The sequence below is a fragment of the Stenotrophomonas sp. Ker107b genome (genome assembly GCF_053847245.1).
The window spans coordinates 1,942,532-1,956,391 of record NZ_JBSPHX010000001.1 but is presented as its reverse complement, the minus strand read 5'-3'; the positions used below and the strand labels follow the sequence as shown (position 1 = coordinate 1,956,391).

Sequence of the window (13,860 nt, the reverse complement as noted above, 5' to 3'; positions counted from 1 at the left end):
TGTCGTTTCTGTTACCTGGCGGGCGCTGCAGCCGGCGCCAGCTCGGCGAACAACCCACCCAGCACGCCCATGGTTGCCTGGTCGGCGCCCATGTCTTCAGCGGCGTTGGCGATGGCGATCACGCCGTTGTTCTGGCCGGGGAACAGCACCACCCAGGCCAGCCAGTTGCCGTCCGAGCCGCCGTGCACCAGCACCGGCCCCTGACGACCGGCAATCGACGGCTGCACCCCCCAGTCCAGCCCGGATCCGCTGCCCGGCTGCGCGGTCTGCATCAGCGCGTACGAGGCCGGCGTCAGCAGCGTGCCTTTGCCTTGGCTGCCCGCGAGCTGTTCGATGGCGAACAGCGCCAGATCCTGCAGCCGCATATGCAGGTTGCCGGCGGCAGTGTAGAGCGGCGGCACCCCGTCATCGGCCTTCTGCGGCGCGGTGGTCACCGGCTTGCCGGCGCGATGGCCCAGCGGTTGCCCCGCTTGGGTCGGGCCGAACCCGGCACCGGTCATGCCCAGTGGCTGGAACACTTCGCGCTGCATCAGCGTTTCCACGTCCTTGCCAGTGGCACGTTCGGCGATCACCGCCGCGATCAGGAAGCCGCTGTTGCTGTAGGCGAATTCGGTGCCGGGCGGGTGCACCGGCGCTTCGGCCAGGGCTGCCTTGACGTAAGCCTCGCGCTGCACGGGCAGGGCCCGCGTATCAACGAAGAACGCATCCAGCGCGGCGGCGTCGGTGAGGTTTTCCGGCAGGCCGGCGCGGTGCGAGAGCAACTGCACCAGGGTGACGCTGCGGTAGGCCGGCTGCATCTGTGCGGCGAGGTCGGGCAACAAGGTCGACAGCGGCGCATCCCAGCGCAGCACGCCCTGTTCAACGAGCCGCGCGATCATCGCCACCGTGATCGGCTTGCCGGTCGATCCGATCATCCATTGGTCCTGCGCAGTGACCGGTGTCGTCGCATCATTGCGACGGACGCCGTGCACGGCATGTTCGGCGATCTTGCCATCGCGGATGACCAGCACGCCCATCGCAGGCGTGGCGGTGCCCTGCAGGGCTTTTGCGAGCCGTGCATTGAGATCATCGGCAGCGTTTGCGGTGGTGGCCGCCAGCAGCAGGGTCACGCCGAGCCAGCGGTGCAGGCGGCGCGTGGTGCGGCGAGGGGAGGGGGCGTTCCTTCGAGTCGCGATCAGATGCATGGGAGTCCTTTGCGCAGCCGCGTGGGCAGAACCTGCGCCGGCGGCACGGTCCTGCGGGATGCCGTGTCCGTTCCGGCCTGTTGCAGGCGCGGAGCGTTGCGTGCGATTCACTCTTGCATGCGGTTTGAACGTGCGTATGTGTCTGCGGTCATGCCGATGACGACATGTCAGGGGCGGTGTGCGATTCGTTCAGAATTCGACGGCAGTGCACTCGCAAGGTGACGCGAGCGGTGCATCGGTGCGGTGAGATCCGAACCGATGCACGAAGCTCAAGCGGCCGGCGGCAACAGCGCCGAGAGGATCGGCTCCAGCTGCGCCTGGCGCCAGCCCGCGAGCGCGGTCGGCCATTGGCGGCTTTCCAGATAGCTTTCCAGATGCTTGCGCGAGGCGAGCACGCCATCGGGCAGGCCGAGTTCGGCACCGCGCGCGCTGACGGCATCCTGCAGCCGCTTCAGGGCCTGCTTGTTGGCATCGTTGGCCGGTAGCGCCAGCGGTGCCTCGGCTTCATCGGCAAGCGGGGTGGTCAGCGCCTGCCACACCTGGGCGGCCAGTTTGCGCGGGGCCTTGGGGAAGCCTTCCATCAGCTTGCACAACGCCTCCACATCGGCCGGCGGGGTGCGGGCGAGCACGGCAGCCAGTTCGTTGTCGAGCACCCAGCTTCGCGGCTTGTCACTGGCGCGGGCCTGCACGTCGCGCCAGCGCAGCAGCCGCAGCAGGCGCAGCTGCGCAGCGGTGTCCATGAACTGTGCCGAGCGCATCGCCACGTGCGGCCAACGCTCTTCATCGTGTTCGACACTGGCGAGCAGGCGCTCGGCGTCGTCCTGCAGCCATTGGCGGCGGCCCAGTTCGTCCAGTCGGGCCTCGATGGTGTCGTGGATCTGGAACAGGTACTCCACGTCGTCGGCGGCGTACTCCAGCTGCGCGTCCGAGAGCGGGCGGCGCATCCAGTCCGAGCGGGTTTCGCCCTTGGTGAGGGTGACGCCGGTGACCGCGGTGACCAGTTTCTGGTAGCCCATGCCACCGCCGATGCCCGCCAGCGACGCACCGATCTGGGTGTCGAACAGCGGGCGCGGCAGCACGCCGCAGGCGACCTTGAAAGTGACCAGGTCTTCGCTGGCGCTGTGCATGATCTTGAGGATCGAGGTGTCGGCCAGCCACGGGGCCAGGGCCTCGTTCATGCCGGGGATGAGCGGGTCGATCAGCAGGACTTCATCACCGACGGCCATCTGCACCAGCGCCAGTTGCGGCCAATAGGTGCGTTCGCGGATGAACTCGGTGTCCAGGCCAATGCGGGTGGGGCGCTGGCGGTAGCGCTCGTCCAGTTCCGCCGGGGTTTTGATCCAGTAAGCCACGTGGGATTCCATGTACTGCAAAGGGGTGCTCAGGTCGGGGAGGATAGCCTAACCCTGTGCCACGGCCGGCATACCGCCGTGCGGTGATGAACGCCCGGGCCGTGGACGGTCGCCGCCCGGGACGGTGACGATTATGATGATCCCCTGTCCGCGCCTGCGGCATGCCACCTGGACCCTCATCGCGTCACGATGACACGCCCCAAGGAACCCCATTTGCGACCCTCAGGCACATTGCCGCTGCTGTTCACTGGCCTGTTGGGCCTGTTGGGCCTGCTGGCCGCGTGTTCTCCCGCCCCGGCCCCCGCGCCGTCGGCAACGCCGGTCGCCAAGCCCGCCGCTGCACCGGCGACGACCAGCGCACCGGTTGCCCAGGTCACCATCGGGGGCGAGGATGCCGCTGAAACCGTGGAACGCTGGCAGGCGCCGCCACTGACCCTTGGCGACGGCGACGTGACCCAGGCGCGCCGTGACGCGGCACGTGCCTTCGAGGAAGGTCGCCTGTACCGCACGGCCGAGGATGCGATTCCGATCTGGCTCGCGCTGCTCCAGCATGACCCCAAAGACCGTGCGGCCGAGGCCGGGCTGAAACGTGCCCGGCAGCGGCTGCTGGAGGAGGCAGGCGCGTTGTTGGACCGCCCGCTCAAGCAGCGTGAGGCGCTTGCCCAGGCCAGTGAGATGGCCCTGGTGCTGCTCACGCTGGCACCGGATGATGCCAAGGTGCGTGAGCTGCAGTCGCGGGTGGAGATCGCCCAGCGTGTGGTGGCGTACAACCGTGCCGGTGAAGACGATCTGCGCGCGGACCGCATCGGCGAGGATGGCGACGGCGCGATCCCCAATTTCCGCGAGGCACTGGCGCTGGATGCGGACAATCCGCGCGCCCGTCAGGGCCTGGCCGCCGCCGAGAGCGCGCTGATCCGCCGTGCGGAGACGGCCGCGCGGGCGACCGATTTCGCCGCGGCCGGGACCTGGCTGGCCGAGGCCGCCAAGGTCCGCGACTCATCGATCACCATCGCCGATGCCTTCGAGCGCATCGAGAAAATCCGGTCGGATATCCTGCTGCGGCTGCGCAACGAAGGCCTGCGCGATCTGGCCACGCCGCAGGGGCTCAAGCCGGCCCGGCAGAAGCTGGAGGATGCGCTGCGCATCGCGTTGCCCGGCGACCCTGTCGTCGGCCAGCTGCGTGAGCGGATCGAACTGGTGACGCATTACGGCAGCTTCCGGCCGCGGCAGGTGTTCAGCGATGCGTTGCGCGATGGCGGCCGCGGGCCACAGATGATCGTGGTGCCGCACGGCGGTTTCCAGATGGGCGCGGCCGAGAATGAGCTCGGCGCGACCGATGCCGAAAAACCTTCGCATTATGTGCGTTTCGAACGTGGCTTCGCGATGTCGATCACGGAAGTGACCGTCGCCGATTTCCGCCGTTACGTGCAGGCCACCAAGACCCGCCCACGCGCCACGCGTCGCGGTCACTCGATCGTGTATGACGAGCGCAGCGGCAACTTCGTGCGCCGCAGCGGCGTGGACTGGCAGTCTGATTACAACGGCGCCGAGGCGATCGCCAACCTGCCGGTGATGCACGTCAGCGTGCGCGACGCCGAGAATTACGCCACGTGGCTGTCCGAGCAGACCGGGCGCTCCTACCGCCTGCCCAGCGAAGCCGAATTCGAGTACGCGCTGCGCGCGGGCAGCAGCGGCCGTTATCCATGGGGTGATGCGGGCACACCGCCAGCGCGTGCGGGCAATTTCACCGGGGCCGAGGATGTCTCGCCCTCCGGACGGCACTGGTACAACGCCTTCGTCGGCTACGGCGATGGGTATTGGGGCCCGGCCCCGGTGGCCAGCTTCGATTCCAACCCGTGGGGCCTGCACGACATTGCCGGCAACCTCAGCGAATGGGTGGCCGACTGCTGGCATGCCAGCTACCGGCGGGCACCGTCCGATGGCGTGGCCTGGTTCAACCCGGGCTGCCGGCAGCGCGTGATCCGCGGTGGCAACTGGGCCAATGCGCCGGCGCAGACCCGCGCGGCCTGGCGGCAATCGCAGGATTCGGACACCACCAGCGCACGGATCGGCTTCCGGCTGGTCCGAGGCATCTGAGGGATCACCCCGTCGTGGGGTGACGGGATTTCACCCGGCCCCCCGGCGCGCGTTCTAGGATTGGCACAGTGTCGGGCAGGGTGCCGCGGCCATCTCAGGAACCACGCGCATGCGCAACGATCCATTCGGCGGTCAGCAGCAGGGCCGCGCCCGGCGGCCAGGCCTGTTCGGCAACATCCGCTGGTGGGTGCTGCTGGCGTTTGCCGGCTATGCCGCGTTCTACTGGTTCTCCAACCGCGCCGTGGATCCCTACACCGGCGAGAGCGTGCTGATCGACAGCTCGCTCGATGCGACCCAGGAAAAGGCGCTGGGCCTGCAGGCCTACCAGGAGATCCTGGCGCAGGAGCGACCGCTGGATCCCAGTGCGCCGCAGTCGCGCGAAATCCAGGCGATCGCCCAGCGCCTGATCGCCAAGGTGGACGTGGTAGAAACCGCGCTCGCCGAAGAGCATGGACTGAAGCCTGCACATTTCGCGCGTGATTTCGAATGGGAGGTCAACGTGATCCCCTCCGATCAGGCCAATGCGTTCTGCCTGCCGGGCGGCAAGATGGCGGTCTACACCGGGTTGATTCCAGTCGCGCGTACGGTGGATGCGATGGCGGTGGTGATGGGCCATGAAATCGCGCACGCCTTGTTGCGGCATGGCGCCCAGCGCATGGCACAGCAGAAGATGACCCAGATCGGGCAGATGGCTGGTGCCGCCAGCGGCATGGACCCGCAGCAACAGCAGATGATGATGTCGGCGATGGGCTACGGCTACCTGCTGCCGTACGCGCGCAGCCATGAAACCCAGGCCGATGAAGTGGGCCTGATGCTGGCCGCGGCGGCCTGCTTCGATCCGCAGGAAGCGATTCCGCTGTGGGAGCGGATGGGGCAGGCCAGTGGTGGGCAATCGACCTCGGAGTTCGCGTCCACGCATCCCAACCCGGGCACGCGCATCCAGAACCTGCAGGCGTTGATGCCCAAGGCGATGGAGTACCGGCAGAAATTCTGCGAAAGCGCAGGGCGTTGAAGGCGAACCGCAGCGGCCTGGGGCCGCCGGATCAGCGCGCCGGCTCGTTGACCGTTACGTCGATCACGCCGTCCTGCACGCGTGCCTTGAGCGTGTCGCCCGGGCGCACCTGCAACGGCGAACGCACCAGACTGCCATCGTCCTCGCGGGTCAGGATCGCGTAACCACGCGCGACGGTGGCCAGCGGGCTCACTGCCTCCATCGAACGGGCGAGCGCACGCAGGCGCAGGGCGTCGCGCTGCAGCTGGCGACCGATCGCACTGTCCGCACGCGGCTGCAGGCGTTGCAGGCGCTCACGCAGGGCATCCAGCCGGCGCTGCGGATGACCGCTGCGCAGCACGGCCGCCGCGTGGCGCAGGTGGGCCAGACGGCCCTGATGCTGTGTGGACCACGCTGCGTGCAGGCGGCGCGCGACGTCCTGCTGGCGACGCTGCAACAGCTGCAGGCGCGACTGCGGGCTCTGCGCGTTGAGGCGGAGCAGGGCACGGTCCGCGCGCTGCATGGCCTGCCCCACGCTGTGCCGCTGCAGCTGCGCCAGACGCGCATCCAGGCGACGCACACGCAGCAGCAGGTCACGCTGATCAGGCACCAGCAGTTCGGCCGCGACCGACGGCGTCGGCGCGCGCAGATCGGCGGCGAAGTCGGCCAGGCTGAAGTCGGTTTCGTGCCCCACGGCAGACACCACCGGGGTCTGGCTGGCCGCGATCGCGCGGGTCAGCTGCTCATCGTTGAAGGCCCAGAGATCCTCCATCGAGCCGCCACCGCGGGTCAGCAGGATCACGTCATAGCGGCCGCTGGCATCGGCGCCACGCAGCAGCGAGGTGATCTGCGCGGCAGCGCTGTCGCCCTGCACCAGGCTGGGCAGCAGATCGACCTCGAGCATCGGGAAACGCCGTTCAAGCACGCTGAGCACGTCGCGCACCGCCGCGCCGGTGGGCGAGGTGATCACTGCCAGACGACGCACATGCGCCGGCAGCGGTCGTTTGCGCTCCGGCGCGAACAGGCCCTCGGCCTCCAGGCGCGCCTTGAGCTGCTCGAAGGCGCGCCGCAGGGCGCCTTCGCCGGCTTCCTCCATGTGGTCGAGCACCATCTGGTACTCACCGCGTGCTTCGTACAGCGTCAACCGGCCACGGGCGAGCACGCGCATGCCTTCGCGCGGCACGAACTTCAGCCACTGGCTCTTGGGCTTGAACAACGCGGCGCGGATCTGCGAGCGCGCGTCCTTCAGCGTGAAATACAGATGGCCCGAGGCCGGGCGCGTCACGCTGCCCAGTTCGGCCTCCACCCAGATCAGCGGAAACGCGCCTTCCAGCAGGTCGCGGGCCAGGATGTTGAGCTGGCTGGGCGTGAGAATCTGCGCGCTGCGGTCCATGGAGGAGTCAGGCCAAACGGTACGAACGGGGGGCCATGGTCGCACGTCGGCGGCGATGCTTCATCCCGCGGAGGTGCGGTTGGCGTGCTGCTGCAGTGCCCACGCCACGTGCTCGCGCACGATCGCCGAAGGATGCTCGCGTCGTGCCTGCAGCGCGGCCAGCGTCTCGGCGTGGCTGGGGGCATTGCCCAGCGCCACGGCGATGTTGCGCAGCCAGCGTTCATGCCCGCTGCGGCGGATCGGGCTGCCTTCGGTGCGGCGCAGGAACTCGTCTTCCTCCCAGGCGAACAGCTGGGCAAGCGAGGCGGTGTCCAGATCGTTGCGCGCGCGGAAATCCGGCTCGTCGGTGCGCTTGGCGAACTTGTTCCAGGGGCAGACCAGCTGGCAGTCGTCGCAGCCGTAAATGCGGTTGCCCATCGCCGTGCGCATGTCCTCGGGAATCGCGCCGTCGTGTTCGATGGTGAGGTAGGAGATGCAGCGGCGTGCATCCAGGCGGTGCGGGGCGATGATCGCCTGGGTCGGGCAGACATCGATGCAGCGCGTGCAGGTGCCGCAGTGTGCGGTGGCCGGTGTATCCACCGGCAGCGGCAGGTCGACGTAGATTTCGCCGATGAAGAACCACGAGCCGCCCTGTTTGTCGATCAGGCAGGTGTGCTTGCCGATCCAGCCCAGCCCGGCATTGCGGGCGAGCGCGCGCTCCAGCACCGGGGCCGAATCAACGAACACGCGGTAGCCGAACGGCCCGATCTCGGCGGCGATGCTGTCGGCGAACTTCTGCAACCGGTTGCGCATCAGCTTGTGGTAATCGCGGCCCAGCGCATAGCGCGCCACGTAGGCGCGGTCGCCATCGTGCAGGGTGGCCCAGGCTTCGGCGTCGTCCTTGTGGCCGTAATCCATGCCGACCGAGATCACCCGCACCGTGCCCGGCAGCAGTTCATCCGGCCGTGCGCGCAGCGTGCCGTGGCGCGCCATCCACTCCATCGTGCCGTACAGGCCCTTGCCCAGCCAATCGGCCAGGTGCGCCTCGTCTTCGCGCAGATCGATGCCGGACACGCCGCAGCGCTGGAAGCCGTGCACGCGCGCGATCGCACGGATGCGGTCGGCGGCACGGGCCAGATGGACGGGGGCGGGCAGGGGAACGGCGGACATGGCCTGGGCGGAAACGGAGCCTGGGAAGGGCGCGGCAAGGCTGCGCCTGGGCGACAAGTATAGAATCCCGGCATGCCCGAGCTTGCTGAACTGTTCGATATCGCCGCTGCGCGCCGCCTGGATGCGCAGGCCAGTGCTTTGCTGGGCGATGGGGGTGCCTCGCTGATGGAACAGGCCGGCCAGGCCGCCTGGCACTGCCTGCTGGAGCGCTGGCCGCAGGCGCAGCGCATCGGTGTGGTGGTGGGGGCCGGCAACAACGGCGGCGATGGCTACGTGCTGGCCCGTCTGGCCCGTGAAGCCGGCCGCCCGGTGACGGTGCTGCGGCTGGACACCGATGCGCCGGCTACACCGTTGTCGCAGCGGGCCGAGCAGGCGTTCCTCGCCGCCGGCGGTGCGGTGGCGCGCTTCGATGGCGTTCTCCCGCCGATGGACCTGCTGGTGGACGCGCTGTTCGGCATCGGCCTGAACCGCGCGCCGGCCGGTGCCGCGGTGGATCTGATCACGGCCATCAACGGCGCTGGGGTGCCGGTGCTGGCGCTGGACGTGCCCAGCGGCGTGGATGCACGCACCGGTCACGTGCCGGGCGTTGCCATCCGTGCCACGGTCACCCTGCAGTTCATCGTGCGCCACCAGGGGCTGTATACCGGCGCAGCGCTGGAGCATGTCGGCGGTCGCCGCCTGGCCGCGCTGGATCTGCCTGCGGACGCTGGCGAAGGCGTGCAGCACAGCGCCGAGTGCTGGCAGCAACCGCGCCTGCGCGCGCACCTGCCGGCGCGCCGCGCCAATACCCACAAGGGCGAATCCGGCCACGTGCTGTGCGTGGGCGGCAACCTCGGCAGCGGCGGCGCGGTGATGCTGGCCAGTGAATCGGCGTTGCGCGCCGGCGCAGGGCTGGTCAGTGTGGCGACCCAGTCACCGCATGTCGCCCCGCTGTTGGCGCGCCTGCCCGAAGCGATGGTGCATGCCGTACAGGACGCGCAGGAGCTGCAGGCCCTGCTGCCGCGTGCCGGTGTGATCGCGATCGGGCCTGGCCTGGGCCAGGACGACTGGGCGCACGAACTGTGGCGGCAGGTGCTGGCCAGCGGCAAGCCGCTGGTGATCGATGCCGACGCCCTGAACCTGCTGGCCAAGGCGCCGCAGCCGCTCCATGAGGCGATCCTGACCCCGCACCCGGGCGAGGCCGCGCGCCTGCTCGGGCTGAGCACCGCGCAGGTGCAGGCCGACCGTTTCACGGCGGCCAAAGCGCTGGCCGAGCGTTTCCACGCGGTGGTGGTGCTCAAGGGCGCCGGCACCGTGGTCGCTGCGCCCGATACGCTGCCGCGGGTGATGGCCGCCGGCAATCCCGGCATGGCCGTGGGTGGCATGGGCGACCTGCTCACCGGCATCATTGCCGCCCTGCGTGCGCAGGGGCTGGGCGCTTTCGATGCCGCCAGCACCGGCGCATTGCTGCACAGCCTGGCCGGCGATGCCGCCGCCAGTGACGGCCAGCGGGGCCTGCTTCCCACCGATCTGCTGGCGCCGCTGCGCCGGCTGGTCAATCCGGACGTTTGAACATGATCGAGTTTTTCCTCGCGCAGACCGAAGACACCGACCTGCTCGGGCAATGGCTGGCCGCGACCCGGCCGCCACAGGCGGTGATGCAGCTGCAGGGCGACCTGGGCGCCGGCAAATCCACCCTGGCCCGCGCACTGCTGCGCGCGCTGGGCGTGCAGGGTGCGATCCGCAGCCCGACCTACACCCTGGTGGAGCGCTACCCGCTGGCCGACGGCCACGAGGCCTGGCACCTGGATCTGTACCGGATCGGCAACGCGCAGGAGCTGGATTTCCTCGGGCTGGACGAAGGCAGCGCCTCGCTGTGGCTGGTCGAATGGCCCGAGCGCGGTGCCGGTGCATTGCCGCCGACGGACCTCGAAGTGGCGCTGGATATCCAGGGCCAGGGGCGTCGCGCCCGGCTCACCGCCACCAGTCCGGCCGGTCGTGAATGGCTCGCACGGCTGCCCCAAGGGGGTGACTTGCAGGCCCTTTCTGTCGGCTGACACTAGGAAACACCGGCAGGTTACGGATTATTAAGGGAAAAGGAGTTGCATTTCATTCAGCGCGGTGATTGAATCCAGACCCATGCCAATGGGGAAATCACTCGCCGCCCTCTGCACTGCCGTCGGACTCTGTCTGGCGAGCGCGCTGTCGTGGGCGGGCGAAGTCCGCCAGGTGGCCGTGGAGACCGGTGCGACCGGGACCCGTGCGGAGATTTCGCTGGCCGGCAGCGGGGGCTACAAGACCCTGTCGCTGGCCGGTCCGAACCGGCTGGTGGTGGATTTCCCGGATTCCAGCGCGATCCGCAACCTCAAACTGCCTGCGCCCAAGGGCGTGGTGACTGCTGTCCGCACCGGGCAGCCGGTGCCGGGCACGTTCCGCGTGGTGTTCGACCTGGCCGAATCGGTCGCTCCGTTCCGCCCGCAGATGATCAAGCAGGGCGACGAGTCGCGCTTGGTGATCGAGTGGCCGGGCGATGCGCCGGCCGCGACCACCGTTGCCAGTGCGCCCGCGCCCACCCCGGCCGCAGCGCCTTCGCCCACGCCAGCGGCTTCGACGCCGGCCGCCGCGCCGGCACCGACCGCCGCCCAGACGGCACAGGCACGCAGCGATGCAGCGCGCGCCACCGCCTTGCTGACCGCGTCGGTGCGCCAGCAGGCCAGCGCCACGGTCGCCACCTCGGCGCCGGGCCCGGCTGCCGCGACGGCCACCACGGTCAACGTCGCTGCCGCAGGGACCGCCAACGCGGCCAGCAACAGCGCCTCGCCGGCCGCGATCCTGGCCGGTCAGTCGACCGCGGCGGTCGTGGCCAGTGCGCCGGTTCCGACGCCCGCGCCGACCCCGGCGCTGCAGGACAACCCGCGTCCGGCCATGCCCAGTGACGCTTCGCGCGTGAAGATGCGCGCCGGCATGCGTCCGTTGGTGATCGCGATCGACCCCGGCCATGGCGGCCAGGATCCCGGCGCGGTCGGCCCGACCGGCAAGCGCGAAAAAGACATCACCCTGGCGGTGGCCCGTGAACTGGCCCGCCAGATCAACGCGACGCCCGGGCTGAAGGCCTACCTGACCCGCGACAGCGACGTGTTCATTCCGCTGCCGATGCGCGCGCAGAAGGCGCGTGCGGCCAAGGCCGACATGTTCATCTCGATCCACGCCGATGCCGCCGAGAACCGGGCAGCAACCGGCTCGTCGGTGTACGTGCTCTCCACCAAGGGCGCCTCCTCGCAGCGAGCGCGCTGGCTGGCCGACAAGGAAAACGCCGCCGATCTGGTCGGTGGCGTGCGCCTGCAGCAGACCGAAGGCACCCTGGCCAACGTGCTGCTGGATCTGGCCCAGAGCGGTTACATGAAGGCCTCCGAAGACGCGGCCGGGCATGTGCTGGGCGGCCTGAAGCGGATCGGCAAGAACCACAAGCCCAACATCGAACGTGCGAACTTCGCGGTGCTGCGCACCTCGGACATGCCTGCGATGCTGGTCGAAACCGCCTTCATCTCCAACCCCGATGAAGAGCGCCGCCTGATCGATCCGGCCTACCAGCGCCAGATCGCCGGCGCAGTGCTGGACGGTGTGCATACCTTCTTCAGCCGTCAGCCGCCGCCGGGCACCCTGTACGCCGCGCGCGCCCAGGCTGAAATCGATGCCGCCAGCACCGTGGCGGGCGGCAGCAAGTAACCCCTCCGGGCTGCACCGCCCGGCGCACGCTATCATCACGGGATGACGTCCGTTTCCCGAATTCCCACCGCTGCCACGCCTGCCATCTCCCTTGCCCGGAGGTGCGCATGAGCATCCGCCAACTCCCTGAGATCCTGATCAACCAGATCGCCGCGGGCGAAGTGGTCGAACGCCCTGCGTCCGTGGTCAAGGAACTGGTCGAAAACGCGCTGGACGCCGGCGCCACCCGGGTGGATATCGACCTGGAAGAGGGCGGTGTGCGGCTGATCCGCATCCGCGACGACGGCGGTGGCATCGCCCCGGAAGAGCTGCCGTTGGCGGTGTCGCGGCATGCAACCAGCAAGATCGCCAGCCTGGATGATCTGGAATCGGTGGCCACGCTTGGCTTCCGCGGCGAAGCGCTGCCGTCGATCGCCTCGGTCAGCCGCTTCACCCTGAGCTCGCGCCGCGCCATCGATGAGCACGGTTCGGCCCTGCATATCGAGGGCGGCCGGCTGGGCGAAGTCACCCCGCGCGCGCAGGCGCCCGGCACCACGGTGGAAGTGCGCGAGCTCTTCTACAACGTGCCGGCGCGCCGCAAGTTCCTGCGCGCCGAGCGCACCGAGCTGGGTCATATCGAAGAGTGGCTGCGCTCGCTCGCGCTGGCGCGCCCGGATGTCGAACTGCGCGTGTCGCACAACGGCAAGCCCTCGCGCCGTTATAAGCCCGGGGATCTGTACTCGGATGCGCGCCTGGGCGAAACGCTGGGCGAAGACTTCGCCAACCAGGCACTGCGCGTGGATCACAGCGGTGCCGGCCTGCGTCTGCACGGCTGGATCGCGCAGCCGCATTATTCGCGGGCCAGCACCGATCAGCAGTACCTGTACGTCAACGGCCGCTCGGTGCGCGACCGCAGCGTTGCCCATGCGGTGAAGATGGCCTACGGCGATGTGCTGTTCCACGGTCGTCAGCCCGCGTACGTGCTGTTCCTGGAACTCGACCCGACCCGCGTCGATGTCAACGTGCATCCGGCCAAGCATGAAGTGCGCTTCCGCGACTCGCGCCTGATCCACGATTTCGTCTACCGCACGCTCAAGGAAGCGCTGGCCGAAACCCGTGCCGGCATGACCGCGGCCGGCCCCCAGGTGCATGCCACCGAGAGTGCCGCCACGGCGGCCCCCGCTTACGGGCTGCCGACGTCGGGCAGTACCGGCTATGCACTCGCCGGCAACGGCGCTGGCGGTGGCATGGGCGGCGACTGGCGCCCGCAGCAATCACCGTTGGGGTTGCGTGTGGCCGATGCGCCGTCCGCCTACGCAGCGCTGTATGGCGCGCCGGGCGGTACCGCAGCGGCCAGCAGCCTGCCGCCGATGCCGACTGAAAACGGCCTGCCGGTGACCGCGGCCGACAGTGGGGTGCCACCGCTGGGCTATGCGATTGCCCAGTTGCATGGCATCTACATCCTGGCCGAGAACGCCGAAGGCCTGATCGTGGTGGACATGCACGCCGCACACGAGCGCATCGGTTACGAGCGGCTGAAAACCGCACATGACGGCATGGGCCTGCATGCGCAGCCGCTGCTGGTGCCGATCACCCTGGCGGTGGGTGAACGCGATGCCGACACTGCCGAGCGCGAGGCGGAGACCTTGACCTCGCTGGGCTTTGAGATCACCCGCGCCGGCCCCGGTTCACTGCACGTACGCAGCATTCCGGCGTTGTTGGCCAATGCCGAACCCGAAGCGCTGCTGCGCGACGTGCTCACCGACCTGCGTGAGCATGGGCAGAGCCGACGCATTGCCAGTGCCCGCGACGAACTGCTGTCCACCATGGCCTGCCACGGCGCGGTGCGCGCCAACCGGCGCCTGACCGTGCCGGAAATGAACGGCCTGCTGCGCGACATGGAAATCACCGAACGCTCGGGTCAGTGCAATCACGGCCGACCGACCTGGGCCCGTTTTTCGCTGGCGGAAATCGACCGCTGGTTCCTGCGTGGACGCTGAGAGGAAGGTC

Annotated in this window: 10 protein-coding genes; 6 read left to right on the top strand and 4 right to left on the bottom strand. The window is 69.2% G+C overall.

Going from position 1 to position 13,860, the window contains the following annotated elements; genetic code table 11:
* Positions 1-11 precede the first annotated feature (11 nt).
* Positions 12-1,184 carry a serine hydrolase domain-containing protein gene (locus ACWV8V_RS08850; protein ID WP_455899485.1) on the bottom strand — a complete coding sequence of 391 codons (1,173 nt, stop codon included), beginning with the start codon at positions 1,182-1,184 and terminating at the stop codon, positions 12-14.
* 269 nt (positions 1,185-1,453) lie between these two features.
* A complete protein-coding gene (gene rnd, locus ACWV8V_RS08845) occupies positions 1,454-2,536 on the bottom strand; it encodes a ribonuclease D (protein WP_455899484.1) in 1,083 nt (360 codons plus the stop codon).
* 189 nt (positions 2,537-2,725) lie between these two features.
* Here rnd and ACWV8V_RS08840 point away from each other — a divergent pair, with 189 nt between their 5' ends.
* Entirely contained in the window at positions 2,726-4,633 is a 1,908-nt protein-coding gene (locus ACWV8V_RS08840; RefSeq protein WP_455899483.1) for an SUMF1/EgtB/PvdO family nonheme iron enzyme, read from the top strand.
* A gap of 109 nt (positions 4,634-4,742) precedes the next feature.
* Positions 4,743-5,645 carry a M48 family metallopeptidase gene (locus tag ACWV8V_RS08835; protein WP_121038276.1) on the top strand — a complete coding sequence of 301 codons (903 nt, stop codon included), beginning with the start codon at positions 4,743-4,745 and terminating at the stop codon, positions 5,643-5,645.
* A 31-nt stretch (positions 5,646-5,676) separates the two neighbouring features.
* Here ACWV8V_RS08835 and xseA read toward each other — a convergent pair whose 3' ends face one another.
* Together xseA and queG are read right to left on the bottom strand one after the other, a co-directional pair.
* Positions 5,677-7,017 (bottom strand): exodeoxyribonuclease VII large subunit, encoded by a 1,341-nt coding sequence (gene xseA, locus ACWV8V_RS08830; protein WP_259261482.1) that lies wholly within the window; start codon positions 7,015-7,017, stop codon positions 5,677-5,679.
* Positions 7,018-7,077: 60 nt separating this feature from the next.
* Positions 7,078-8,166: a tRNA epoxyqueuosine(34) reductase QueG gene (gene queG / locus ACWV8V_RS08825; RefSeq protein ID WP_455899482.1), complete on the bottom strand. Its 1,089-nt coding sequence runs from the start codon at positions 8,164-8,166 to the stop codon at positions 7,078-7,080.
* A 72-nt stretch (positions 8,167-8,238) separates the two neighbouring features.
* On the opposite strand from queG, the gene ACWV8V_RS08820 reads away from it, so the two are divergent.
* The 4 genes from ACWV8V_RS08820 to mutL all read left to right on the top strand — a co-directional run bounded on the left by ACWV8V_RS08820 (position 8,239) and on the right by mutL (position 13,850).
* The gene (locus tag ACWV8V_RS08820) at positions 8,239-9,717 is read left to right on the top strand and encodes an NAD(P)H-hydrate dehydratase (protein WP_455899481.1); all 1,479 of its coding nucleotides are present in this window, start codon (positions 8,239-8,241) and stop codon (positions 9,715-9,717) included.
* A 2-nt stretch (positions 9,718-9,719) separates the two neighbouring features.
* Positions 9,720-10,202, top strand: a complete 483-nt coding sequence (gene tsaE / locus ACWV8V_RS08815) for a tRNA (adenosine(37)-N6)-threonylcarbamoyltransferase complex ATPase subunit type 1 TsaE (protein ID WP_259261485.1) — start codon at positions 9,720-9,722, stop codon at positions 10,200-10,202.
* Between the two features lie 88 nt (positions 10,203-10,290).
* Positions 10,291-11,871, top strand: coding sequence for an N-acetylmuramoyl-L-alanine amidase (locus ACWV8V_RS08810; RefSeq protein ID WP_455899480.1), 1,581 nt, complete (start codon positions 10,291-10,293; stop codon positions 11,869-11,871).
* A 107-nt stretch (positions 11,872-11,978) separates the two neighbouring features.
* Positions 11,979-13,850, top strand: a complete 1,872-nt coding sequence (mutL, locus tag ACWV8V_RS08805; protein ID WP_455899479.1) for a DNA mismatch repair endonuclease MutL — start codon at positions 11,979-11,981, stop codon at positions 13,848-13,850.
* The last annotated feature ends 10 nt before the right edge of the window (positions 13,851-13,860 follow it).